Here is a 25728-nt window from a genome sequence, read left to right on the forward strand (position 1 = left end):
ATTTTTGCTGTAATCCGTTGATAACGATCGTGGGCGCAATAGAATGACCATAGCAGCCAGCCGGGGAGCAAGATGAAAATATTGATCGTCGAAGACGAAATTAAAACAGGTGAATATCTCAGCAAGGGGCTTACAGAGGCAGGATTCGTGGTGGATCACGCTGATAATGGTCTTACCGGGTATCATCTCGCCATGACCGCCGAGTATGATTTAGTCATTCTGGACATCATGCTGCCTGATGTGAACGGCTGGGATATCATCCGCATGCTGCGCTCGGCCGGAAAGGGGATGCCGGTCTTACTGCTGACGGCCCTTGGCACGATTGAACACAGGGTTAAAGGACTGGAGCTGGGGGCGGACGATTATCTGGTTAAACCCTTTGCGTTTGCCGAACTGCTCGCCCGGGTAAGGACCCTTCTGAGGCGAGGAAACACGATGATCACGGAGAGCCAGTTTAAAGTGGCTGACCTCCTGGTTGATCTCGTCTCCAGAAAAGTCAGTCGCGCCGGAAACCGCATTGTGCTCACCAGTAAAGAGTTCAGCCTGCTGGAGTTCTTCATTCGCCATCAGGGGGAAGTGCTCCCCCGCTCCCTGATTGCCTCTCAGGTCTGGGACATGAATTTTGACAGCGACACAAACGCGATTGATGTCGCAGTAAAGCGACTTCGCGCGAAAATAGACAACGATTACGAGACAAAGCTGATCCAGACAGTCCGGGGCGTGGGCTATATGCTGGAGGTCCCGGATGCATAGCAAACCTTCCAGGCGCCCTTTCTCACTCGCTCTGCGGCTGACCTTTTTTATCAGCCTGTCCACGATACTGGCTTTTAGCGCCTTCACCTGGTTTATGCTGCATTCTGTTGAAAATCATTTTGCCGAGCAGGATGTCAGCGATCTTCAACAAATCAGCACCACACTGAACCGTATACTGCAGTCCCCGGCGGATCCGGATGAAAAAAAAGTAAGCAAAATAAAGGAGTCGATTGCCAGCTACCGCAACGTTGCCCTTTTGCTCCTCAATCCCAGGGGGGAAGTGCTCTTTAGTTCAGCGCAGGGGGCGGCACTACGCCCGGCCGTGAATTCAGCAGATTTTAGCGAGCACAGCCGCGCACGGGATGTCTTTCTCTGGACGGTAGAGGATCCTGCGAGACCGATGGATACCGGATCAGAAATGAAGATGGAAACATACCGGATTATCGCCTCCTCTGGCCAGGCGATATTTCAGGGCAAACAGCAGAACTATGTCATGCTGACTGGCCTCTCCATTAATTTCCATCTCCATTACCTCGATGCGCTGAAAAAAAATCTGATTGCGATCGCCGTTGTAATAAGTCTGCTGATTGTTCTTATTATTCGCATCGCGGTCCGCCAGGGACATCTTCCCCTGCGTAATGTCAGCAATGCTATTAAAAACATCACCTCCGAGAATCTTGATGCGCGGCTGGAACCGACACGCGTTCCCATTGAGCTGGAGCAGCTGGTTATCTCGTTCAATCACATGATTGGAAAGATTGAGGATGTTTTTACCCGCCAGGCCAATTTCTCTGCCGATATCGCGCACGAGATCAGAACCCCCATCACCAATCTGGTGACGCAGACTGAGATCGCACTGAGTAAGGACCGAACGCAGAAGGAGCTCGAGGATGTCCTCTATTCCAGTCTTGAAGAGTATAACCGGATGACTAAAATGGTCAGCGACATGCTTTTCCTGGCGCAGGCGGACAATAATCAGCTGATACCTGACAGGGTTCGGTTTGATCTCAGAGTGGAAGTCATGAAAGTCTTCGAGTTTTTCGAAGCCTGGGCCGAAGAACGCAATATCACGCTCAAATTTAACGGGATGCCCTGTCTGGTTGAAGGTGATCCACAAATGTTCAGAAGAGCGATCAATAATCTGCTTTCCAATGCCCTGCGTTATACCCCGGAAGGACAGGCAATCACCGTCTCAATAAGAGAGCAAGAGAGCTTTTTTGACCTTGTGATTGAAAATCCAGGGAAACCGATCCCTGAAGAACATTTATCAAGGCTGTTTGACCGTTTTTATCGGGTGGATCCATCCAGACAACGAAAAGGAGAAGGCAGCGGCATCGGCCTTGCGATTGTGAAGTCAATCGTGGAAGCACATCACGGAAGAGTGCAGGTGGAATCAGACGTACGCTCCACGCGTTTTATCTTATCCGTGCCCAGACTGGAGAAAATGATCCCGGAAACCCAATGCTGAAAATAAAGATGTAAATGACAAAGATGTCATTAGCCTGTCATGCAGCAAACAGAAGCCATTCGATATAATTAGTGCAACTTATCAGGAAGGCTGGATTGCTTCATCAATACCCGGCGTCAGAGTACGCCAGGAAATGAATATCCAGCCCTCTTCCGGAGAAATAAACGCTGCCGAACTTGTTTCAGTTATGGAACTGAAAACACCGGTTGTACTTCCCCGGACATCACTAATTCAGAAATGGAGAGTTATCATGAAAAATATCGTATTAGCATCTTTGCTGGGCTTTGGTTTAATTTCATCGGCCTGGGCCACTGAAACCGTGAATATCCATGATCGCGTCAACAATGCACAGGCTCCTGCTCACCAGATGCAGTCTGCTGCGGCTCCTGTCGGGATCCAGGGGACTGCTCCTCGTATGACCGGTATGGACCAGCATGAACAGGCCATTATTGCTCATGAAACCATGACGAACGGCTCGGCGGATGCGCACCAGAAAATGGTGGAAAGTCATCAGAAGATGATGGGAAATAACACGGTATCCACGACCGTCCCGTCAACGTCTTACGCGGCGATGAATGAGCATGAAAGAGCAGCGGTTGCCCATGAATTCATGAATAACGGGCAATCCGGCCCACATCAGGCCATGGCCGAAGCGCACCGCCGCATGATCAATGCAGGCTGAATGCGACGGTAGTATCCGTGCTGTTACCTTTTCCCTGATAGATTATTCCTTTACCGGATTTGTTGCTTCTTTTTGCCCCCGCCAGGGGGCTTTTTTAACTGACTCAGGGCTTTGTTGAATAAATCGAACTTTTGGCCATAATCAGGATCAGATCACCACATTCTCGATCCTGTAGCGGTATCCCGTGGCAAAAAAAAAGTTCAAAATCACCAACTGGAACGTCTACAACAAAGCCCTCGTCAATCGGGGCTCACTGACATTCTGGCTTGATGAGTCGACCATTCAGGCCTGGTATGACGAACCCAAAACCTCTTCACGTGGTCGTCCTCAACGTTATTCCGAGCTGGCCATTTCCACCGTTCTGATGCTCAAACGCGTCTTTCGCCTCACGCTGCGCGCTGTGCAGGGATTCATCGATTCCATTTTTATCCTGATGAAGCTCCCGCTCCGTTGCCCGGATTATTCCTGCGTCAGCAGGCGGGCTAAGTCCGTCAGCATCCCTTTCAAAAGCCCCACACGCGGTGAAATTGCCCACCTGGTTATCGACTCCACCGGCTTAAAAGTTTTCGGTGAGGGTGAGTGGAAGGTGAAAAAACACGGTCAGGAAAAGCGCCGCGTCTGGCGGAAGCTGCACCTGGCCGTGGACGCCAGTACGCATGAGGTTATCTGTGCTGACCTGTCCCTGAACAACGTGACTGATGCAGAAGCATTCCCGGGACTTATCCACCAGACACACCGGAAAATCAGGGTCGCTTCAGCCGACGGAGCTTATGACACCAGACGGTGCCACGACGAACTGCGGCGTAAGAAAATCAAAGCACTTATCCCGCCGCGAACCCGAGCGGGTTACTGGTCGGCTGAGTATGCCGACAGAAATCAGGCGGTTGCCCGGCAACGGCTCACGGGAAGCAATGCGTACTGGAAATGGCACACGGCTTACAACCGACGTTCGGTGGCCGAAACGGCAATGTACCGTGTCAAACAGCTGTTTGGTGGGCATCTTACGTTGCGGGATTATGATGCGCAGGTTGGGGAGGCTATGGCCATGATCCGCGCATTAAACAAAATGACGCGTGCAGGCATGCCAGAAAGCGTACGGATTGCCTGAGAAAGTCAGCGACGAGGGGAGCTTTTATCTAAATCCGATTTATTCAACAAAGCCCTGACTCAGCTACAATTTACCGGTACCTACCTGAAAGGAATTTTTATATGAAAATCAGAAACAGCCTTTTTGTTATATTAATGTTATCCCTGCCCGCCATTTCCGCCGAACATTCGGACATGAAAATGTCTGATATGTCCTCATCGGTATCGTCACAGGAATATATGGCAGGCATGAAAGACATGCATGCCAAAATGATGGCCGCCGTTAATGAGTCCGATCCCGACAAGGCGTTTGCAAAAGGTATGGTTGCTCACCATGAAGGGGCAATCGCCATGGCTGAGACCGAACTTAAATACGGAAAAGATCCCGAAATGAGAAAGCTTGCGCAGGACATCATAAAAGCTCAGAAAGGTGAAATTGAGCACATGAATAAATGGCTCGACAGCCAAAAATAATATTTGTATTACCGCTTCTGTAAGCGTATTTTTACATCACTCCCGAGATCGGGACCCTGTTAAACGTAAAATAATGAAACTCCGATTAATTTCGGGGTTTCATTTTAATATTAAAGCAACATCAGATTCCGACTGTGATTCTAAGCATCCTTTATTAGTTTTGCATACGCGAATAACGGTCATTCTTGATACACCTGCCAGTCGCGCCGTTTCATTTATGGATTTACCGTTATGTAGCCGTAAAGTTGTTATTAACTCGTGTTTTGCCATATCAGGTTGCCGTCCGGCATATTTCCCTTCCTGTCTGGCTTTTTCTACACCTTCTTTCTGTCGTCGGCGACGATCCTCATAATCTTTACGAGCGATAGCGGCCAACATATCGAGCATCATACAATTGACAGCCCTAAGCATACTTCGTGTAAAGTTGTCTGAAGCCGCATGAGTAAGAGCTATATGACTGGTTGGAAGGTCAAGACTGATAACTGACAAGTCCTTCTCAAGCATTCTACGCTTCAGTGTGTCCCAGTCTTCATCGCTAAGACGCGACAACCTATCGACCTGCTCTATCAATATCACATCCCCTGACTCCATATCAGAAAGCATACGGGTAAGCTCAGGACGGTCAAGCGAGGCTCCAGAGGCATTCTCAACATACCAACCGGCAATACGTTGTCCATGATGAGTTGCAAATTCCTTCAGCCTGTTTTTTGCGCGAAGAGCGTCTTGCTCAATTGTAGATGCCCGAAGATAAGCATAAATGTACATTTTCTCACCACTGGTAACTTTTAAATGGTAACAATTATAGGGGTACCTTTTAAATGGTATCATAACAGGATTTTCGAATTTAGTTAGATAGTATCATTAAGGGATACTTATATATCACTATTGTTTGAATAGTTACTAAGATTAAAGTAACTACCATTACGGTATCAAAATGAGTTCTTTTTGGGATGTTGTAATTCTTTTTTGTTTTTGTAATTCTCTTATTGATTTATCAATAAAATGACAATATTGTATTTCAATGTTTCTAAGCTAGTGAATAACTCCCATAGGGTTCCTTATGAATGAACGTATTTCCATACCTGATAACGGGACCGAACATACGATTGCGGTTTCGGTCAAAGGGGTAAGAGCCTCAGTCAGCCAAGCACTCGAAGAAGTCTCGGCCAGTAGAGGAACAAATAAATCTGCCCTGATGCGTGAGCTGATAAACGGTCCGATGAGCAGTATCATTAAAGTGTTCTGCTTGAAAAGTCCTCTGGTTACCTCATTAGATCAGGAGCTTGCAGCTATTTCCAATTGCACAATGGTGTCTGCATGGTATGACAATGGAGCAAGTACACTAGCTGACCGTGCTTATGTAGGCATTCTTAATATAAATAATGAGAATGATTTACGTGACATTCTGTTGCGTAATACTCCTTATTTGCGGATTCGTGCCCAGCAGGCTTTGGTACCAAGTGTACCCATGCTGTATGGTGTTTCCTTATATTTTGCCCTGTTTACGGAAATAGCAGGCCGTGATGATGCAACAATTGAAGCTGCTTGGGCTGATATATTTAGTCGATGGGGAACTTGGTATCGACGTCAGGATTACTATCGTCAGATTAACGAGATCCGTGCGGCCATGAATCGTACGGACGCTACCTTTCTTACCGAGGCACACGCTGAAGGTTACTATAGCCGTGTAGCGATATTCCGCCCTGATGGGTACGGTTATGGTGCCTTTCAGGTAACTATGATTTTAGATCAGTCTAGAACTGCAACGCTACCAGAAGAACTTTTCAGTAAACTAGCATTTCCTTTCTTCACTGGCCGGATCATGTCTCCAGACATGGGATTTGGCGAAGCCACTTGGCATAATAATAACTGGACTCTAGGATTTAGTTTTCGAGAGGGGACTTGCGCACTGCATCTTTACTCTTGTGGTGTAGCGGAACATGAAAACCCCGTGTCGCTGAGTGAAGTGGCTCGAGGATTGGCGGATTTAGTGGACGAGAAGGTGCGGGGATGGATCGGAGGGTCTGCGCGTTAGTTATTTTAAAGGAAAAGCCGCCCTAGACGGCGGCTTTGATAAAATATGGCTCAGAACCTCCCCGGGATAGAACCACAGACAGAAGGGAGAGCCGTTTTTTTCGGTGGCACCCGCTGTTGACAGCAGATGTCTTAAATTTAGATGGTGTCAATCATAGCTCACTACACAGTAGAGATCCATATTTATGCGCATAGACCGCCGCCTTGCCCGGGAAGGGTTGACGGATAGCCAGCTGTTCTTTATCGAATGCTGGGCTAATTTCTGCCACAAAAACAGCCCGGATACTGACCGGGTTGGCTATAGCAATGCGTTAAGTACCGTTCAAGAGCTGCTTTTTTTGTACGGCATGGAGGATCGTTTTCACGCCGATAAGAAACGCCGGCGAGTAGTGTTAGAGCTTCTTGATATTCTCGAACAGGACAATGTCCTAAAAAGCGACCTATTTATTGATACGGTCTCACAGCTAATCAGTCTCCTACCTCGCGACCAGTTGGATGATTCCACCCGAAGCCCCGTTGAAAAACGCCCTCGTCTAATCCGTAGCCTGTGTAGTCAGTTGGCAAATATCTCTGAAAGTCACTATGTCACACAAGCGCTTGCTCTTTTGGAACAACAGCTGTTCACTCATCAGATGTTGGGTACTGAGGAAGCGTTAAGAATCTACTCACTGACAAACAATATTATGAGCATACTGCTAACCAGGGGAATGACGCTCACTGAATGTTACCTTTTATATATTAATATATTCCGTAACCGTGTGGTTGATGAGCCAGACGCTTTCCGTACTGCATTCGATTCCTTTCGTCAGAAGCTGGTGACTCCTACAGAAGAAGTGACAGTGCGCATGTTCATTGTCAGCGAGAAGCTTTACTCCCTCCTTATTACCCATGGCCCATTTCTGCATTTTAACGGTTGTCTATTTAGACCATTAGAAGATAACCGCATGCGTTTTTTATCCGTAGATATCCCCGTTTGCTCCATGTCCGATGCATCCGCTCGTAACATGGCTGGGCAAATGCTGCGTGAATCGTTAGACGTAATCGCTTACATGGCCGGAAAGGGAGATATAACTATACAGAAGCAGTTTGTAATTGTCCGAGGGGAGGAGGAAACGGAAGTGCCTCGCTTCGATAATGAGATTGAGGCAAATGCTGACCGATTAACCGATGAAGAATTTACTCAATTCATGGTGGCTATGAGCGGGCTATTTGCAGGTACTCCAGATGCGTCACGTAAGAAGATAAGCTCCGCATTTCGATTCTTTCGCAATGGTATTGAGAATCCAGGCCAAGAAAGTCGCTTCACCGCATATTGGTCAGCGCTTGAGTCCTTGACTTTGGGTGTTGCACCAGGCACCCCTTCACATGATGAGCACGTGATAAGCGTTGTGGGGCCTTGCATGGTACTTGATTACATTGTGAAACAACTTTTTTCCCTTCGTCAGGTTCTCCATTTTCTGCATCGGGGCCCTGAAAACCCTTTACGCGAACCGGGAGTTGCTTCACTTACACTGGGAGAATTATTTGTACTGTTGAAAGATCCGGTTCGGGCTAACGATTTATTGGCAGATCTGGAGGGCTACCCTTACGTCAAGTACAGCGTCGGCAAATTAGCGGAAATATGTGCATCGCCTGAGAAAATGGAGAAAAAGTTGTCTGGCCACTTAGATAAGGTCACTCGGCACCTACATCGATTGTATCTCCTACGGAATACCATCGTGCACAACGCGGGGACAAGTCCCCATATAGAACTCCTAACGGTAAATCTTGAGCATTATCTGCGAGCAACTATCAGTGCTCTGTTCCATATTGTCGTAATTCATCCAACAGTCAGTACAGCCGAGGAAGCGTTTACCCGTTGCCAGTTTACTGCTGATTCTGTTTTTAAAGAACTGAATCCACTCTGGGGAATAACAGAAAGAAAAGCTATTGCTGCGATTCAGAAACAACTGGATGATAGAGATATATCTAGGAGTGACACACGTCTTATCAAATGGTTGAATGCACACCATTGATAGTTCTGTGCCAGTAATTACAACTCTACCAATCTTGAATAACTGGAATCATTCTTATTAAGAGGGATTTCTGCGTGAAAGGTTCTTAATGGAATAAATTGGATCTACTTCTTCATAGCCCTATGACCAGGCTGGCCAACAGAAGCGCACCAACTGCAGTGGTGCTTCGAGCAACACAAAACTTCTATCTGCGGTCGCTGCAGGAAATAATTCAAACCCTCACTGCGGGCGATCTGCACTTGGACATCCGGGTAGACGGTTAGCGCGGCGATTTTCCCGCCGCAGTCGGCGACTAGCTCCCGCGCCTGTAACTGGTTCTGACCGGTAGATGTCGTTCGTACGCTGTGTGCAGTTTGCTGAGCACTTTCGCCGAACGGAGAATTAGCCAGCGCCGTGGCAACCCTACGTACTTTGTACGGAGATTTGTAACATGACAGATGAACAGAGAGGAGACGGCACACGCATCAATGCAGACCTTGATGCCGCCGTGCACTGCCAGGCCGAGGACCGGTATGGGTTTACCCACGTCGCGAAGCAGCTGGCACTCGCCATCGAGGGATTAGGCCGGGACGGCAGCGCCGTGATCGGCATTGAGGGAGTCTGGGGCTCAGGTAAAACCAGCCTGCTCAATTTATTGCGTCTTGCCCTCGAGGCCGGACTGCATGAGCGGACCTTTGTGCTGTCCGTGTCGCCCTGGCTGGACGGTGGGAGAATGAGTCCCGTTGAATCCCTGCTTTTGCCGGTCGCGGCCATTATTGCGGAAGAAGAGAAGCGCGCGTTATCGGCCTCAGCGCTCAGACGCCTGAAGCGAAAGAAAACGCTGACTGACACGGCATCGACCGTGTTGCGATACAGCCAGTCGACCGCTCGCCACCTAGCTCCGGTAGCCGAAATTGCCGCGCTGGTACCCGGCATGCCCAACGCCAGTGGGGCATTGAAGGCCTACTCAGACGCAGAGTTTCTGACGAACAGAAAGACGACCGCCGAGCTGCGCGCCGAAATTGGCGATAAAATTACCGCGCTGGATCTGAGTTTTATCGTCGTAATGGACGACCTGGACCGGCTGGAGCCAGCACAGACCGTAGAAGTCGTGCGCCTGGTGAAATCCGTGGCGGATTTTCCCCGATTTCGCTATATCCTGTCTTACGACAAATCGGTGCTGGCCCATGCCATTCAGACCGGTCTGGGTGTCACGGACGGTGCTGCCTACCTGCAAAAAATCGTGCAGATTTCGTTCAGCCTGCCTCGTCCGGAGGCTTTTAGCCTGCGGCGGGAATTCATCAGCGGCGTGACTGAACTTTATCAGGACGTTAACGGCAACAGTGCCGGAGAGGACCTGTTGGCCGATCTTGCCCGCGTGACGGATGTCTACGGCGCCGCGTTGTCCACGCCGCGGGAGGTGAAGCTGGTTCTTAATATACTGAGATTTCGCTACGCAGGGGTGCGCGATTACGTTTATCTGCCCGACCTGTGCCTGCTGCAGCTTATCCGTATCAGTAACGCCAGCCTCTATGACTGGATAGAGCAGTATCTGACGGAGCGTGCTGTCGTCGACTCAGGTGACGGCAGCGTCAGTGAAGAAGAACAAACCGGGCTGAAAGACGCACTTATTGCACATCTGGCCCATTTTCCTCCCTCAACGGCGCGCACGGCCTACCATCTCAGAGATTGGATCCCGGGGATAGCTGGCTATGACAACGAAAACATTACACTTTTTTCCCAAACGGGGGATCGCGAACGCGCTGAGATGACGGCCAATAAGCGCCTTGCCAGCGGTGCTTATTGGCGTTACTACTTCGCCTTCTCCTCTCCACAGAATGTGCTACCCCCAGCGTTTTTTGATGACCTGTTCCATCAGGCGGCTGACCCGGCACAACAAGCGGCGATGGCGGAACTATTACTGGGGAAAATCGACAGCAATAATGTGTCCTCACGCACCTGGTTTGAGCACATTCTCAGCCAGCTTTCTCTACCGATGGTGGCCACGCAAAGCGCGAAGGCCTGCGAAGGGTTGGTGAGATTTTTCTTTGATTACAGCGATACCGTAATACAGCGCTATCATGAATTAAACGTGTGGTTTGCAGCGTATGATCTCGATTTGTACGGGGTTGTCGACCGGTTAATACAAAGAATGTGTCAGGAAGACAGGGCAGCCTCAATAGCTGTCCTCCAAAACATCTGTGTAGAGGGAACTGCTTGGTCATGGATTGCAAGATATGTGCGACATCAGCTGTGGCAAAATGGGGTGGTCGGAAACAGACAGGTGGTAGAGAATGACAGGGTACTGTTCGATGAAGAACTGAAGGGGTTGTTGCCAGGGCTTGCTGAACGGTTGAACAAGGACGAGATTCAGAGCCGTCTTTTAAATACGGACGATCTCCTGTCGTACCTTTATGCCTGGAGCGACATCGATAAAGCGGAACGTGTCAGAATCTGGGCTGAAAAGGTTATTCAAACCGATAATGGACTGCTGCAGTTGCTTATGCGCTTAAGAGGGCGTGGCATCAGCAGTGATATAGGTCGTTACCTGAGTCTGGACCTTAACAGGCTTAGTGAATTTCTTGGCGATGAAGAGGTAATAGAACAACGGCTTGCTCGCATAGACGCCGGGGGGCAACATCCAGAAGTCATAAGGGAAATCAGGACTGCCCAGGAGCACGCTCGATTTTAATGCCATTGGCCGGATGGTTTTGTTATTACCACCCGGTCACCACGCCCTGCTCTTTTAGCCGATGGCGGGTTCGCTTAACGTAAGCTGCATCAACGGTTTCCTCTGAATTAAGATTGCGAGTAATGTTGCATATCGTTGCGAGGGTTTCATCTGACAAATTGAAGCCACGGGGTAATGAATATCCAACCAATCCATTTTTTTGATCATTAATACGGTCAAACAGCTCCCTGAAATAATCCGTCAAAGAAGGGCGGCGGGCATTAATGATAGCCTCAGTGGCGTCATCAGCGAACTCAGTGATTACTTCTTCCAATCCCATTACATGCAGTATATCTTCAACTGCTGGCCAGTGCTTCAGGTCATAAACATTAAGCAGTGCAAGCTTACTTTTGAGAGATGACTGATAATAGCCATTATCTTTACCTGCTTCATCAATTAGTTCAGTCAGGCTTACCAGCCGCTCGCAGTAGAAATGGCCACTGAGGTTCAGTAATTCAGACCGGCGCTCAAGCATGGTCGCCAGCCTGATGCTTGCTTCGCTAATGGCCTCATTGAGAGCGGTAAGTTCCCGGAAATCTGAGCGCAAGCGGGCATGCTTTTCCTCGGTACCAAAGCTTGCGGCAAAAATAAGCTGCTCCAGCAAAATCCAGAGTCTGGTTCCTGTGATCCCCCGCTCAGCCAGCTCCTCATAGACCGCGAACATTTCATGATGACGAGTGATAAGGCGGTCAAAAACCGGCCAGGTTGAATTCCATGCCGGGCTGACGCCATCTTTCCAGTCGTGCAGTTTATCTATGAGTAATTGCCTGACATTTTCAGACTGATTGTGTAAATCGGCAGACATTCGCATTTTCCTTGAAAAAATTATGTTTTCGGGCCCATTATTTACATGAAGATGAAGAATGTCGGTAACGGGAGGAAAATTTTTATCAAAGTCAGAGGTACTTTGCCACGACAACATTGCCGTACATATAGGCATGCATAAATGTCACATCGCTGACTCACTCCTTAATTTAATCTTAATTAAGATGATGAGCATTTGTTACTGTTCATAGTAGGAAAATGATATTAATTTGCCTCTTCATCATCAACTTGGTGCATTCGTTTGGAAGCGCGCTTGAAATGGATATCCAGTTAATCCTCGTTGGAAAAGTGGTCCCTGTCACGCCATTGTTAAGATGATTTTTGAAAACCACCAAGTTGTGTTTTCAGGCGTAGGTGTTTAACAGTCTATTCCGACCCTATTTTATAGCTCAGCAGGTCTCCTGATAGGGGAACCGTAATTACGAAAAGAGAAGAGCCATGGACGAATTGAAAAAAATATTTACCCCACGTCTCAAAAAACTTGTCCTAGATTTGTTCGTTGAGTCTGCAAAAGGCCTACCCGGTGTGGGAGGTATGGTCAATGCTAGCGATAAATTATTGCGAGGCCTGGCCGATATTGAACAGGAGGAGCGGCAAAAGCGTCTAAAAGATTACGCTCTGGGCTTGGCTTACGATTACGTTGAAGATGTTGAATTTCGAGAGGAAGAAGTACTGACGGTGGTTCGCAAACTCGTTGCAGATGATGAGGCAGCAAAAACTGAATATTACACACGTCTTACGCTGGGTCTTGGTCGTATTGATATGGAAACGCTTCCCCCCAAAATGCGCTATCATCTCATCCGCATGACAAGCGAACTAACCTGCTACCAGATCGAGTTTGCTAGGGAACTGAAGATCCGCAAAACAGTACCGATTATAGGTACTCTCTCGCTAGATGAAGCCGAACTTAAACTTACCTCAATGGAAAGAGGTATGACTCTCCAGGCTGTAAGTACTCTTAGAAATTGGGGGTTAATAAAAGAAGTATCGCTTCCTCCTCGTGCGAAACCACCGGCTGGCCAGTTGTACGACTTAACGCAAGATTTTCATACATTGATGAGTTTGCTTTTCCACCCTGATGATTTTTCCCCTTTAACCATAGATCAGAAGCCCAAAGAAATTGTTGATGTCATTATCGTGGAACCATATAGCTCAGCCGACAATTTGTATGAAGAGTACCTTACATCTATCCTCAACAGAGAGGGAAAGAAGGTGTCTGTCGAAACTAGAGGAAGCCAGCACCTGTATGAAAAGCTGGGGCATCGCTACCTTCATACGGGGGAGTTGCTCAAAGATAAGAAAAAATTCATTAGATTTAATCTGACCAAAACGGGCCACAAGTCTGACGCAGAGACTCAACGTACGTTCCTTATAGAAAAGGAACTATATACCAGATTTAATAATAATAGTTCGAGTGCGCAAAGTAAGTTACGTCAGAAGTTGGATGAAATAGCGAGCGCTGTGCTGGAGTAGCTAAGGAAGTAGTTCCTGTTTGCTTGCACTCCTGAAGGCACGTTTCCCATGAAAAGGGAATATGATGAATAAATTCAACTTAATCATGGCTATAGACTGTGCAGTCTAGATTTAACGCTGATTTGATTTTTTGAAGTAACAGGTAGGGGGTGGAAAGCGGGGCACTTGCCCACGCTTTTAAGTTTTCTTAACATTCTTTCTTTTCAACGGAGATTCAAAACCAGCAAGGCTGTCTTTTTTCTTAGTTCTCGGAGAAACAACTTCGCCAATTTCGCCTACTTCTTTTCCACATAACTTCGCAGCTTCTGATATCAACTTGATGCGCATATTCTTGTAATCTGAAGCAATGCGCAAAACATCATCACGGCTGTATCCGTTTTTTGGGCGTTCGGACGTGGATGTAAAATTACGGTTCGATGACATGAATATGTTGCTCCATATAAGATTGGTTATAATTGTAGCCTAAATTTTGCTCATTTTCACGTAAAACCTTGTTGTACATCCAGGATAGCCCCCTATCCATAGGGATGGCCACTATTGCTCCAAAGTTATTATTTTCAATGTAATCAAAGACCGCTACAGCTAAGCCATCATTTACAAACTCTCTCATCTCCTTGAAAGTAAATTTCATGTTTACAACCGGCGTATATCTGTACACTCCCTCGTCTTGTTTGAATATCACATAATCGAAGAAATTGACCACATAGAAATCGTTTTCGATCTTATCGGCATTATATTGGTCATAGAAAAACGGGTGCATTTCTTCCGGAAGTCTTACAATTTCCACAACAAACTTACACTCAACCCCTACGTCTTTAACAATGCTGATTAGATAGTGTGTTCCCTCAACCAGCCCTGGAGGAGTGTATCTATTAACCGTTACATTCATTTAACTCCCGCCTCTCATTTCATGAGTCACATGACATTTATTTCGTTAAAATTATATTTTTCAATTAGTTATTTCTTTCATTTAAAATCACCATCTTTAAGTATGCAAATCCAATTTTTTGGTAACTTGCCATTTTCAAATCTGCATCGCCACAGGTTTAACAGACGCTTCCAAGTAGTTAAGATGACTTAAAAATAGAGGTACTCATGAGCGGTAATCTTATCTCACGACTTTAAAATCATTAATGTGAAAGTGTCGGGATGCATAGTACAAGTCATAAAAATATCAATATGATTTAATTTCAACATCAATTTAATATTATTTTCATTGTATTCTATGTTCCATCCCTTAGGCATAAGGTGACTACTTTCATAATGGAAAGCGGTCACTTTCATAATGCCTTTGAAAAGAGATGCTGCTTTCATAAGAATGCATCACAGTCAGTACATAATTCACTCTTAAACACCGGCGTATACCGCCAATTTTGCTGTAACTTATGAAAGTGACCGCTTAACGAATGCCGTTTATGAAAGTAACCGCCTTTCTTGCAGTGCGTTATGAAAGTGACCGCTTTTATGAAGAAGCGAGCCCAAGCTTTGGAGAGCGGGTATGGATGATGAACATGATCTCCCTCCCCTTTTTCGTCTCTGTATAGTCTATGTAGCCGATTTTCTTCAAATCAGTCATTGCCCTGCGGATCGTCGCGTTTTGGTCTTTTACTTGCGATTCCATCGCCAGACGCTCCCGGAGGCGTTTCATTGAAACAAACAATGTAGATGGGGGCATACTTTCAAAGTACACATACAGGGACTGAGCTGCTTCTTTACGGGATAACTCTGAAAGGGCTTTTAGACCAAGCAAAACCTTGTGATCATATCTGTACAGTTCCCATAGACTTGGGTCCCCAACAATTTCAACCAGATCAGCGTCCATATCTAACACCGCACGTTGTACCAAATGCGTCACCAGGGAGCGTTTGCCATCTTTGCTGCGAAATGCCAGGGTAACACTCGATAAATTGAACAAAGAGTCACTGAGACGTGTTCTGGCACGTCCATTGATGTCTGTGGGCTTTAAACCACACATCCGGGCAAATTCTGAGAACGGTAAGGTTATTTTTTCACTGGAATAACCGTATTTTGAAAAGGCAGAGATGATCCCTATCCACGTTTTGAAATCAGTGGACATACCGAGCTTGGCGCCCTGAATCTTGATATTTGTATACCCTTCCTGCCTGGCAACCTCTAAGCTGGAAAGTTCTTCTGACGCATCAATCAGAAATTCCCGCTTCCCCTTTTCCTTAGGTGAAACAGGGGTAAACACACTCAATCTAAGTAGTGCTACAGGCTGGACAGTTTTGCTGCTGTTCGGGATCAGTTCATAAGCTGTGCCTGAATCTTTCTTGATGATCGCGAATGGACTTTCTGGTGGATTGATATCATTAGAGTTTTCCATTTATCCACACCGTATTTGAAATTTGAGAACTTTTTATGAAAGTAACCGCCTAAAGGTTATGAAAATAACCGCCTTTATTATGAAAGTAAACGCTAAATTTATGAAAGTAACCGCTTTTTTTATGAAAGTAACCGCTCAATGTGCCGATTTAAGTAATGTTTTCAATAGAATACGAGGCTGGTGATCTGTTTTTCTTTAATATGATCTAATTATGATCTTAAGAATTGTAATATCAGGTGTATATGTGGATAACTTATTGATCCAGAAGACTCTGACTAGATCCACTCTTCAGTTCGGAACGGATGAAAGGGATCTTCTCCTATTCGTTCACCATCTTTCGTTACTGTAACGTCCAAAATTTTCACTGTTGGCATAACCAAAACCGTCGATATCAGGGAACAAAGTTAACTGGCGTACATCAAAGCTATCTTCGAGGATCCTTAAACAAACGCTTTTCATTTCCGGCGTAAGACCAATCGCCAGGAATGCCTTCTTTTCTTTTATAAACGCCAAACTACTTACTGGGTCATCACAAACTCTGCTGTATAAAAATTCAGCGCTTTGAGCTGCAATTCTTTTTGTTACTACTGAACCGCTCCGGTTTTCCTGGAGAGTATTTTGCCTGAGTGATCAGGATGCCACATCCCGGTCATTCAGCGAAGCGTAATAGGCTTTTTCTGCCTCCACTGGCGGGATATATCCGGTCCGTTCCATCAATCGGTGATTATTGTACCAGTCCACCCATTTCAGCGTAGCCAGCTCAACATCCTGTCGGGTTTTCCAGCTTTGCCTGTGGATCACCTCCGCTTTGTACAACCCGTTGATACTTTCTGCCATCGCATTGTCATATGAGTCGCCCGTGCTGCCTGTTGAAGCCAGCAGCTCCGCGTCCTGCAGCCGTTGCGTGTACGCCAGTGACACATATTGCGAACCTTTGTCGCTGTGATGGATGGTACCGCTCGGGCGTCTGGCCCACAGCGCCTGCTCCAGTGCATCCAGCACGAACGACGTTTCCATCGTGGATGAGACCCGCCAGCCCACGATAACACCGGCGAACACATCAATGATGAAGGCCACATATGCGAACCCCTGCCAGGTGCTGACGTAGGTAAAATCGGCCACCCAAAGACTATCGGGCCGTTCAGCCACGAACTGCCGGTTCACCCGATCCTGCGGTGTTTCGGCTTTGTTGCTGCGGGTGGTTCTGACACTTTTGCCGCGTGTCACCCCACGTAGCTGCAGGGCTTTCATCAGGCGCTCAATGGTGCAGCGGGCAACGCCGACACCTTCACGTTTTAGCTGTCGCCAGACCTTACGCACACCGTAAACGCTGTAGTTTTCTTCGTATACGCGCTGTATCTCAGGTATCAGCACGGCATCGCGTTTATCCCGACTACTGCGTCGTTCAGGACACTTCCGGCGTTGCTGATGCCAGTAGTACGTTGACGGAGCAATATCCAGCTCATGACAGACTGGCCCGACCCCGTGTTCACCGCTCAGATTTTCCAGAAGCGGCATTATTTTTTCCAGTGGCGGTCGAGCTCCGCCTGGGCAAAATACGCTGAAGCCTGACGCAGAATATCATTGCTGCGGCGCAGCTCGCGGACTTCCCGCTCCAGTTCTTTCAGACGCTGGCGTTCGCTGGCAGTCAGCGCATTCTGCTCATCATCAACGGGCTCCTGCTGACGGATCCAGATACGCAATGTCTCGGGAGTGCAGCCGATCTTAGGGGCAATGGAGCAGATAGCGGCCCATTGTGAGTTGTAGGTATTCTGGTTTTCCAGAACCATACGAATAGCGCGTTGACGAACTTCAGGGGGAAATCGGTTATGTTTTGTCATCCTGGTTACCTCTCTCAAAGAATGTAGTCTCCAGGATTACCGGGGCGGTTCACTACAGGTGGTTGCCAGACAACAGGATGTGAGCCCGTATCAAGACCTTTAGTGTCCCCTGCCCCAAAAATTTCGTTATATCCCCTTTCTTCAGAACGACCTTCAAAACCCAGAATATTACTTATATGCCATCCCAGTAGAATGCCTGTTTTGTCAGTTTGCGATCTGCAAGCGAACCATAAAGCCACTAACATATTTCTTGATACATCGATCAGCCTAGTTGCAGCACCATGGTGTTGAAGCTTTGCCAGTAACTCAAAATCAGTCAACTTCCTGCCATTTTCATAGCCATAGCCCTGATGCCAAGCGTTAAGTAGCAGATCTCTTTCATAATCGCGCATCGTCACCTCAGAAGGTGGCTCTTCCCAGCGTCTTTCTTTCAAGAGACGGCGATATGCTGAACTATGTATTGCCCAACTCACATCACCCTGCCCTCTCCACATGTATACACTTCGTCTGTCACCAGAATGGTCATCAATAATTTCCAAAATCTGGCTAAATTTACTAGGAGTGTGTATATCTCACCAAACAACAAAGTCTGCATTTTATGCACGTGTTTAACCATTATTACGCATCTAAAAAACAATCAATTTAATATCATAATGATAGTATTATAAGTGTTAAAAGAAACGATAGAGAATATCCTCTAGTCTTTCTTCCCACCAATCATTGCGCCTTCATTAAGTACATGCCGGATCCCGATGTTGATCAGAGCCGCGCGCGAAAGCCCTAGGTCTCCTGCTTTCTGGTCTAATTGGTCAAGGATATCTGGGGTGATAGTTAACGTGATTTGTTGTTTTTTCCCTTTAATGACACCTTTCTTTTTGGCTGACTGGCCATCTGGAGCACCTTCGATGAAAGCATCTAGTTTAGCGTTGGCTTCATTTGTTTTTTTTGGTGGTTTTGTAATTGCCATTTCATATCACCTTAATATTAATATGATGTTTTATTGATTGTTAAATAGGATGCTTATGAGGGTAGTAAGTTCCAGATTAGCTTTAGCATCTTGTGGCTTATATTCAAAGACGCATTGGCCTGAACCAGCAGCATTTGAAAATGCTTTACGGCCAACAATATGTTCAGGGATAAACTCAAGCTCCGGGTAATCGGTAAAGATGGCTGCAGCTTCTCTATTGTCTATTGAGTTACGATTTGCATCGGCAACGTTAATGATTGAGTAAGCTTTCAACCCGTCACGCACACTACGTGCCTCTGTAATTAGGTCTGAAATATCCTGCAAAGCCCATACATCAAAACTGCCTGGACGGTAGGGAACTAAAAGGACATCTGTCAAAACGAGTGCTGCACGCAATGCTGTTGAGTCCCTGCCGCCAGCATCAATGATCACATCATCATACTTTGCTTTTTGCTGCATAAGTTGTGAGCGCAGAATCGGGCCATCAGCATAAGCCGAGCATGCGATACCTGGTTGGATATCGTTTTGTGCTCTTATGCTGATCGCCGTCTGTGCTGTCTCCTGCCGGTCAGCATCAATAAGTAGGACATCACGGCCTTGCATGGCTCTGGCGGCAGCAATATTCACTGCAAGTGTTGTTTTCCCTACACCACCTTTAGTATTCCCAACTGTAAGAATCATTTTTTACCCTCATTTTAATATTAAAATGCTGTGCTTATGATGTTCTTATACTAGCAGTAAAATATCTTTTTAAACCAGCATTTTCTCAGATAATTATCATTAAATAATATTATTTTAATATTAATATAATTTGTTTTTGAGGTGTAAATGATTGGTAACTAGATAAAGAGAAATTTTTTGCATTGGTTAACTGTGATAGATGCAATTGCTATTGCATCAGAGTCACTTTTTCTCCACTTAGGTGACTCTTCGATAGCCCTAGTTTTGAAATTACTATTTAAAAGTATTCCAAGCATAAAACTCCCGTCCGACCATGCTGTGGGAATTGCGTGGGGTGGGCAGAGCAGAAGCACAATCCAGATTTTAAATGTTGAGATGGATTAATGGTATGTAAGTTATTTTAATATCATTAAAATATTAAAAAGGCATTATTTAACAATCATAATGATTTTTATTTAATATCGTATTGCCGCTAAAATTTACACGCAGATAGAGAAGGGTCAACGAATCGAGGCAACCGGTAAATCCGACCATCTTGTAGTGTAAGCAGGGGAGAGCATGTCACGTTTCATCTGCCATTCGGGTGCAATCCCACGTCCCGCAAACCATACCTTTCCCAGGCCAGAATTATTGATGCCATCGAGAACGTGCATCAACGCGTCACTGGCAGGTCGGGGCTGAACTTCATCGAACAAATCCAACTGTGATACACCGTTTGGTGTGAAATCATTGAGCATGATTCCGGCCTTTGCGTACCGGCGGCCATCGTCCCAGATACGATCGAGTGCCTTCATTGCGGCCGCAATAATATCGCGGGTGTCTCGTGTCGGTGTGGTGAGCTTTTCAGTGGCCACGTTGCTGTAATAGATTTCGTTGACTGCGAAAGGTGATGTTTTCACGAAAACGGAAATATGCCGGCAGTACTGATGTTCACCCCTGAGCTTTTCCGCTGCCCGTTCGGCATACTGGCAGACGGCCTGACGCATCGCCTCATAGGTTATGATCCTCTCGCCGAAAGAGCGGCTGCAGATAATTTGCTGTTTTGCAGGCGGGGCTTCCTCCAGGCTGATACAGCTTTCGCCGTTCAGTTCCCGACATATCCTTTCCAGGACAACGCTAAAGTTCTTCCTGATAAAAGTGGGATTTGCGCGAGCGAGCTGCAGGGCAGTGTGAATACCCATCAGGTTTAGCTTTTTTGAAATCCGACTTCCGCAGCCCCAGACTTCCTGAACGGGCATCAGCGATAACAATTTTTCAGTCCGCCGGGGATTACCCGGCGTAAGAGCCAGTACACCCTTAAATTGTGGCCATTCCTTCGAGGCCCACTGAGCGGCTTTGGCCAAAACTTTGCCGGGTCCCATCCCTACACCGATGGTCAGGCCAGTTCCCTTCAGAACGTGGGCGCGCAGCTGGTGGCCAAAGGTTTCAAAATCCATGCAGTTATCGATGCTTCTGATATCAATAAACATTTCATCGACGCTGTATTGCTCCACGCGTGGCGAAAGTTCCTCTAAATGACTCATCACCCGTTGAGAAAATGAGTGATATAAGGAATAGTTGCTGGAGAACGCGTACACCTTCTCAGGGAACGACATCTGCTGGATCTGAAACCACGGCATGCCCATTTTTATGCCTAATTTTTTGGCTGCTGCGGATCGCGCCACGCAACAACCATCATTATTACTCAATATTATCAATGGTTTACCGCGAAGCTTTGGGTTAAGAACCGCTTCGCAGCTTGCATAAAATGAATTTACGTCCGCCAGGGCAAACATCATTCACCGCCCCGGGTTTTATGCACAAAAGCCATCACGACTCCAAAAATCTGCAAGTCCTCCGGATAGATTGTCGGAAAGTTAGGGTTCATGGCCTGAAGCCCTGGGCGAGGTGTCAGTAACAGTCTCTTTACCGTGAATTCACCGTCTATCTCCGCTATCACAATGTCACCATGATGTGCCTCTTCTGCCTTATCTACGACCATCAGGTCACCGCTGTGCAAACCGATATCTGTCATCGAATTTCCAATCGCCCGGACGAAGAACGTGGAGGATTTTTTCTTTATACAGTAATCGTTCAGATCCAGTTCTGCGTCAGCGTAGTCGGCACAAGGGCTGGGAAAACCGGCGGGGCATCGTTCAATAAACAGGGGTAACGAAACCTTCACCGGATCAACGGCGGCGGGAGTGATATGTAGCATGGCAACTCCTTTTAATAATACTGTATATAATCACAGTATTATTGTTGTGAAAAATCAGACTTGCAAGCGCCGCATGGCTTCTTTTAACTAGCTCTCTGTTTTCTCAGGCGGAAATAATTCGTGGGAACATTCTTTGAACAAAAGGCATTCCACCTCAAATAAACCCTATTTTGATGATTTAATAATACTCATTATGAGTAATATTAATTGCAATTAGTCCTTTTTGGGGTATTATATTTACTCTAATTGAGTAAATATAAAGGTGTGTCATGAAAAAGATGGGTTGTGACGACGGTTCGACGAACGTAAAACTGGCCTGGCGGGACGGCGATGAAATCTGTACCTCTGTCTCGCCGAATTCGTTTAAAGCGGGGTGGAAGGTCGCCGGGATCGGCAGCAGTGAAACGTACAACTATGAAATTGACGGGCTGAAGTACTCCTTTGACAGCGTCAGCCATCAGGCGATCAATACCACCAACATCGAATACCAGTATGGCGACACCAATTTGCTGGCCGTACATCATGCACTGCTCACCAGTGGCCTGCCGCCACAGCCGGTAAGCCTGACGGTCACCTTACCTATCAGTGAGTTCTACACCAGCGACTGTCAGCATAACGAGGCCAACATACAGCGTAAAATTGACAACCTGCTGCGGCCGGTAACGCTGAACAAGCGCGAAACCTTCACCATCGCACACGTTGACGTCATGCCGGAATCGTTGCCTGCCGTGATATCGCCGCTGGAACGTGCAGGGGTAGGGGCGCTGGAAACCTCGCTGGTTATTGATCTGGGGGGAACGACGCTCGATGCCGGTGTCCTGGTGGGGCAGTTTGAAGATGTCAGTGCCATTCAGGGCAATTCTACGATCGGCGTATCGATGGTGACACAGGCCACACTCACGGCACTGCGTATGGCCAACAGCGACACCAGCGCCTTTGTGGCCGATCAACTGATACAGCGACGGCATGACCGCGAGTTTGCCGCCACAGTTGTCAACGATGAGTCAAAAGTGGACTATGTGCTGGACATGATAAGTTCGTCCATCGAGCGACTCGGGGAACGGGTGGTCAATGAGTTGTCGGCGTACCGCCAGGTGAACCGGGTTTGGCTGGTGGGTGGCGGGGCGTCGCTGATTGAGGCTGCCGTGCGCCGTGCCTGGAAACTGGCCCCCGACCGTATTGTGGTGGTCAATGAACCCCAGACGGCGCTGGTTCGCGAACTTGTTTTACTTTAATTCCAAGGAGCGCTATCCGTGACCGACAAACGTAAGAAACTGACCGTCTATTTGCACCCTGAAGACGACAGTCAGGATGCCAGGGCGATGGAGATTATCGAGTCAGTTCCCCTGCGCACCCGTGGTGATTTTTTCCGGGCGGCGATCGTCGGCGGAAGCGCGTTATACCAGCTGGATAAGCGTCTGCCTTATCTGTTGTCCATGCTGTTCGATGGCCAGCTGACCGCCGACCAGCTGGTGGGTATTATTCAGCAAACGACGGGATGGCAGCCCACGACGGCCAGCATTCAGGACGTCATTGCCGCCTGCGCTGGCCAGGTATCTGCCCCCTCAGTGCTCCCGGAACCCACCGGCAGTACGGAAGGGGAAGGGCAGGCCCGGACTAATTTCAAACGCATGCTGAAAAAAGACTGAAGCCCTCCGGCGTGCCGGAAGATTTGTGGAGAGAACCATGTCATTGATGCTGTTATGCAAAGGGATAATCGGACTGGAGACGCTGACGGGCAGGGCGCGCAAAAGCGCGGCGGAGTGGTGTTTTCTCCTCAGCTGCCTGTTTATTGTGCCGCTGCTGATATTTGACGGATTCAGTGTGCCGGTGAAGATACTCCTGCAGCTGTGCTGGGCGATCGTGGTGGTACGCGCGGCCTTTCTGGCCTCTGAAACTTGGAAGAAAAACCGTAAGTAAAACCGTAAGTAAAACCGATCATCGTTTTCCGCCGGCCCGCGTGCCGGTTTTTTTATGGCTACATCAGGCCGGGAGTGTGCGGTTTTCACCTCAGCTGCAGACGATATGACGCTTCCTCGTCGCGGCTGTTCGTTCCTCGCGGTGCTGCGGTACGCCTCAGCCGAGTCTGCGGCGAGCGTTGCGGGTTTTTCCAGGGTGGACTTTTTTTCCGCTTTTCGACATGCTCAAGACGACGCCCGGTCGTGCTGGCCGGCTCAGAACCCGGACGCATGATAAGGGGCGCTTAACCCCGCTGGAGGCATGACATGGTCATTAATCCCCGCTTTCCCAAAGAGCTGATTTTCTTCTCGGACGTCAAAGATGCCGTCGCTGACGCGGCGACCCGCATTTTTCTGACAGGTAAAGAGATCTGCCACGATACCCTGATGGAATGCCTGGCCGACCGGCTGGCTTATGCGAAAATTATTGAAGACAACTATACGGCCGGCGTGATGCAGCAGGCGATTGACCTGCTTGAAGAGCATCGTGGCCACCTCTGAACCGCCCGCGACGAACAGCATGTCATCCTCATTCATCGTCTGACCTCAGAGGCCGGCCTGGCCGGTGTCTGTCCTGCTGCCATTCATTTCGCGTACCGCCCCGGTCGTCGCAGACTACCGTCTCATTTCAAACCGCTTTCGGTTATCCACAGATTCACTGAGTAACTTCGGTATTCGCGGGGGATAAGTCGGTGAACCTTGCTGCGCCGGTCCTGTGCCCGGCGGCTTTTCACCCAAGGATGTCGCGTTGCTCCACATCCATAGCACCTGACGGTGCCGCCCTGATTTGCTCACTTCCGTGCTATCCCTCCACGTCCTTAACGTTAGTGCCAACGCCGTGCCCGCACTGTAGCCGGGCCGCTGCGCCTGCAAGTGTTCACTCCGTCGTCTCCTCACCCGTTCGCACCCGTCACGGCGCATTCAGCCCGTGACGGGTTTGCGCTGCGGCTTCCGGGGACGCACCTGCCTGCTCCGCTTTGCGCCCGTCTGTCGTGGGGGCACGGCGCCGGCCGGTTCCGGCACTCTCTGTGAGTAACACTATGTCCCGATATATGCAGGGTGACTGTCAGCTGGTCATGTCAACATTTCCGTCCCGTTCCGTGGATTTTATCCTCACGGATCCGCCTTACCTGGTGGGATTTACTGATCGGTCAGGGCGGTCTATTGCCAACGATAAACAGGGGGACTGGTTACTGCCGGCCAGCCGCGAGATGTTCCGGGTGCTGAAAAACGACAGTCTGGCGGTCAGTTTTTACGGCTGGAACCGGGTGGATCAGTTTATGGCCGCATGGAAAGCCGCCGGCTTTCGCGTGGTTGGCCACATTGTTTTCACCAAGACCTATGCTTCGAAATCCGCATTCGTCGGCTATCAGCACGAAAGCGCCTATGTCCTCGCCAAAGGGCGCCCGCCGTTGCCGGAAAAACCGCTCCCGGACGTCATGCCCTGGCAGTACACCGGCAACCGTCACCATCCGACGGAAAAACCAGTATCTATCCTGCAACCGCGGATTGAGTCCTTCACGCAGCCGGGCGCGATAGTGTTAGACCCTTTCGCCGGGAGTGGTTCGACCTGTGTGGCGGCGGCTCAGAGCGGACGCCGCTGGATTGGCATCGAACTGTTAGAGCAGTACCACACGGCAGGCATTCGTCGTCTGGCTGAATTTCAGCGCAGACATTCAGTGACGCCGGTTTCAGCCTCACAACACTCCCGGAGCATGGCATGAGCAACTATGCAGACAATATCGACCTGCGGTCGGACGTGGCGGCGCTGGCGAACGCCACCTATGAACTTCGCGAACAGTTCCGGGCGTTTGAAAAGAAATACTTTTGGGGCAGTGAGGAATTGGCTCAGCGTCTCGCCGGGCAGGTGGTGAACCAGTGCAGCGGTCAGATGCTGGAAATCTACAGACAGGTTAACGAACTCGACCACGCCTTCAAAGACTGAGACTCAGAGCATGGCCCGCGCGACGGGTCTAGCCAGGCTAAATTCTTGCTGTCAGCGGCCTGATGCAGCAGGCGACCGGGATAACCGGTCGCCAAGAGTCCCCAAAAAAGGACGTCGTGAAACTCCGCTTTTTCAGGGTTACAGCCCTGCAGGTCTGTAACCCAGTAAAAAAACAGTATCTGGCAGCCCCGTGCTGCGACGGCTAACGCCGTGCCTTCACTGTAGACGGGCCGCTGCGGCTGCAAGCAACTGTCTTGAAGAATTAGTACGCTTTC

The 25728-nt window shown here is 48.3% G+C and carries 26 protein-coding genes and 1 other annotated feature; of the genes, 15 read left to right on the top strand and 11 right to left on the bottom strand.

Annotated elements, in window-relative coordinates; genetic code table 11:
• Positions 1 to 72: 72 nt before the first annotated feature.
• The 5 genes from silR (at position 73) to copM (ending at position 4463) form a co-directional block, all read left to right on the top strand.
• Complete coding sequence (gene silR / locus AC0Z7K_RS18825) at positions 73 to 753, top strand: copper/silver response regulator transcription factor SilR (protein ID WP_112197751.1); 681 nt, start codon at positions 73 to 75, stop codon at positions 751 to 753.
• Complete coding sequence (gene silS, locus AC0Z7K_RS18830) at positions 746 to 2221, top strand: copper/silver sensor histidine kinase SilS (protein WP_112197750.1); 1476 nt, start codon at positions 746 to 748, stop codon at positions 2219 to 2221. The genes silR and silS overlap by 8 nt, the downstream gene beginning before the upstream one ends.
• A gap of 250 nt (positions 2222 to 2471) precedes the next feature.
• Positions 2472 to 2903, top strand: coding sequence for a silver-binding protein SilE (silE, locus tag AC0Z7K_RS18835; RefSeq protein WP_000790483.1), 432 nt, complete (start codon positions 2472 to 2474; stop codon positions 2901 to 2903).
• A 184-nt stretch (positions 2904 to 3087) separates the two neighbouring features.
• Entirely contained in the window at positions 3088 to 4011 is a 924-nt protein-coding gene (locus tag AC0Z7K_RS18840) for an IS5 family transposase (protein WP_485615481.1), read from the top strand.
• Positions 4012 to 4112: 101 nt separating this feature from the next.
• Positions 4113 to 4463, top strand: a complete 351-nt coding sequence (gene copM / locus AC0Z7K_RS18845) for a CopM family metallochaperone (RefSeq protein WP_112197749.1) — start codon at positions 4113 to 4115, stop codon at positions 4461 to 4463.
• A 99-nt stretch (positions 4464 to 4562) separates the two neighbouring features.
• Here copM and AC0Z7K_RS18850 read toward each other — a convergent pair whose 3' ends face one another.
• Positions 4563 to 5228, bottom strand: coding sequence for a recombinase family protein (locus tag AC0Z7K_RS18850; RefSeq protein WP_039187491.1), 666 nt, complete (start codon positions 5226 to 5228; stop codon positions 4563 to 4565).
• Positions 5229 to 5523: 295 nt separating this feature from the next.
• Between AC0Z7K_RS18850 and AC0Z7K_RS18855 the strand changes: the two genes are divergently transcribed.
• From AC0Z7K_RS18855 to AC0Z7K_RS18865, 3 genes are all read left to right on the top strand, one after another.
• Positions 5524 to 6498 (top strand): hypothetical protein, encoded by a 975-nt coding sequence (locus AC0Z7K_RS18855; protein ID WP_198670066.1) that lies wholly within the window; start codon positions 5524 to 5526, stop codon positions 6496 to 6498.
• A gap of 184 nt (positions 6499 to 6682) precedes the next feature.
• Positions 6683 to 8512, top strand: a complete 1830-nt coding sequence (locus tag AC0Z7K_RS18860) for a hypothetical protein (protein WP_112197748.1) — start codon at positions 6683 to 6685, stop codon at positions 8510 to 8512.
• A gap of 430 nt (positions 8513 to 8942) precedes the next feature.
• Positions 8943 to 11183 carry a KAP family P-loop NTPase fold protein gene (locus AC0Z7K_RS18865; RefSeq protein ID WP_112197314.1) on the top strand — a complete coding sequence of 747 codons (2241 nt, stop codon included), beginning with the start codon at positions 8943 to 8945 and terminating at the stop codon, positions 11181 to 11183.
• A gap of 25 nt (positions 11184 to 11208) precedes the next feature.
• Here the strand turns inward: AC0Z7K_RS18865 and AC0Z7K_RS18870 are convergent, their stop codons facing one another.
• Positions 11209 to 12027: a hypothetical protein gene (locus AC0Z7K_RS18870; RefSeq protein WP_112197313.1), complete on the bottom strand. Its 819-nt coding sequence runs from the start codon at positions 12025 to 12027 to the stop codon at positions 11209 to 11211.
• Between the two features lie 458 nt (positions 12028 to 12485).
• On the opposite strand from AC0Z7K_RS18870, the gene AC0Z7K_RS18875 reads away from it, so the two are divergent.
• On the top strand, positions 12486 to 13520 hold the full coding sequence (locus AC0Z7K_RS18875) for a hypothetical protein (protein WP_112197312.1): 1035 nt from the start codon (positions 12486 to 12488) through the stop codon (positions 13518 to 13520).
• A gap of 177 nt (positions 13521 to 13697) precedes the next feature.
• On the opposite strand, the gene AC0Z7K_RS18880 is transcribed toward AC0Z7K_RS18875, so the two are convergent.
• From AC0Z7K_RS18880 to umuD, 9 genes are all read right to left on the bottom strand, one after another.
• Complete coding sequence (locus AC0Z7K_RS18880; protein WP_157962076.1) at positions 13698 to 13943, bottom strand: hypothetical protein; 246 nt, start codon at positions 13941 to 13943, stop codon at positions 13698 to 13700.
• On the bottom strand, positions 13927 to 14409 hold the full coding sequence (locus tag AC0Z7K_RS18885; protein WP_112197311.1) for a hypothetical protein: 483 nt from the start codon (positions 14407 to 14409) through the stop codon (positions 13927 to 13929). Before AC0Z7K_RS18885 ends, AC0Z7K_RS18880 begins: the two co-directional genes overlap by 17 nt.
• 573 nt (positions 14410 to 14982) lie before the next feature.
• Positions 14983 to 15864: a RepB family plasmid replication initiator protein gene (locus AC0Z7K_RS18890; RefSeq protein ID WP_112197309.1), complete on the bottom strand. Its 882-nt coding sequence runs from the start codon at positions 15862 to 15864 to the stop codon at positions 14983 to 14985.
• 630 nt (positions 15865 to 16494) lie between these two features.
• Positions 16495 to 17705 (bottom strand): IS3 family transposase gene (locus AC0Z7K_RS18895; protein WP_485615483.1). Its coding sequence is split into 2 segments (ribosomal slippage): positions 16495 to 17420 and positions 17420 to 17705, totalling 1212 coding nucleotides; the frame shifts between segments, so codons are not numbered across the junction.
• Positions 17311 to 17427: a sequence feature (AL1L pseudoknot), on the bottom strand. (Overlaps the previous gene by 117 nt.)
• A 14-nt stretch (positions 17706 to 17719) precedes the next feature.
• Positions 17720 to 18199: an FRG domain-containing protein gene (locus AC0Z7K_RS18900; protein ID WP_112197307.1), complete on the bottom strand. Its 480-nt coding sequence runs from the start codon at positions 18197 to 18199 to the stop codon at positions 17720 to 17722.
• Between the two features lie 203 nt (positions 18200 to 18402).
• On the bottom strand, positions 18403 to 18672 hold the full coding sequence (locus AC0Z7K_RS18905; protein WP_112197306.1) for a ribbon-helix-helix domain-containing protein: 270 nt from the start codon (positions 18670 to 18672) through the stop codon (positions 18403 to 18405).
• Positions 18673 to 18702: 30 nt separating this feature from the next.
• Entirely contained in the window at positions 18703 to 19353 is a 651-nt protein-coding gene (locus AC0Z7K_RS18910; protein WP_112197305.1) for an AAA family ATPase, read from the bottom strand.
• Positions 19354 to 19853: 500 nt separating this feature from the next.
• The gene (gene umuC / locus AC0Z7K_RS18915) at positions 19854 to 21128 is read right to left on the bottom strand and encodes a translesion error-prone DNA polymerase V subunit UmuC (RefSeq protein WP_224267005.1); all 1275 of its coding nucleotides are present in this window, start codon (positions 21126 to 21128) and stop codon (positions 19854 to 19856) included.
• The gene (umuD, locus tag AC0Z7K_RS18920; protein WP_224267004.1) at positions 21128 to 21550 is read right to left on the bottom strand and encodes a translesion error-prone DNA polymerase V autoproteolytic subunit; all 423 of its coding nucleotides are present in this window, start codon (positions 21548 to 21550) and stop codon (positions 21128 to 21130) included. Before umuD ends, umuC begins: the two co-directional genes overlap by 1 nt.
• Positions 21551 to 21819: 269 nt before the next feature.
• Between umuD and parM the strand changes: the two genes are divergently transcribed.
• The 6 genes from parM (at position 21820) to AC0Z7K_RS18950 (ending at position 25453) form a co-directional block, all read left to right on the top strand.
• Positions 21820 to 22785: a plasmid segregation protein ParM domain-containing protein gene (gene parM / locus AC0Z7K_RS18925; RefSeq protein WP_421589578.1), complete on the top strand. Its 966-nt coding sequence runs from the start codon at positions 21820 to 21822 to the stop codon at positions 22783 to 22785.
• An 18-nt stretch (positions 22786 to 22803) separates the two neighbouring features.
• Positions 22804 to 23199, top strand: a complete 396-nt coding sequence (locus AC0Z7K_RS18930; RefSeq protein WP_224266898.1) for a plasmid partitioning/stability family protein — start codon at positions 22804 to 22806, stop codon at positions 23197 to 23199.
• 37 nt (positions 23200 to 23236) lie between these two features.
• Positions 23237 to 23470 carry a hypothetical protein gene (locus AC0Z7K_RS18935; protein ID WP_213052954.1) on the top strand — a complete coding sequence of 78 codons (234 nt, stop codon included), beginning with the start codon at positions 23237 to 23239 and terminating at the stop codon, positions 23468 to 23470.
• 305 nt (positions 23471 to 23775) lie between these two features.
• A complete protein-coding gene (locus AC0Z7K_RS18940; protein ID WP_224266899.1) occupies positions 23776 to 24009 on the top strand; it encodes a hypothetical protein in 234 nt (77 codons plus the stop codon).
• Between the two features lie 539 nt (positions 24010 to 24548).
• The gene (locus AC0Z7K_RS18945) at positions 24549 to 25232 is read left to right on the top strand and encodes a DNA methyltransferase (RefSeq protein WP_112197300.1); all 684 of its coding nucleotides are present in this window, start codon (positions 24549 to 24551) and stop codon (positions 25230 to 25232) included.
• A complete protein-coding gene (locus AC0Z7K_RS18950; RefSeq protein ID WP_112197299.1) occupies positions 25229 to 25453 on the top strand; it encodes a hypothetical protein in 225 nt (74 codons plus the stop codon). The genes AC0Z7K_RS18945 and AC0Z7K_RS18950 overlap by 4 nt, the downstream gene beginning before the upstream one ends.
• Positions 25454 to 25728: the final 275 nt, after the last annotated feature.

It is taken from the genome of Rahnella sp. 1L-D-7-B-C2 (assembly GCF_057290995.1).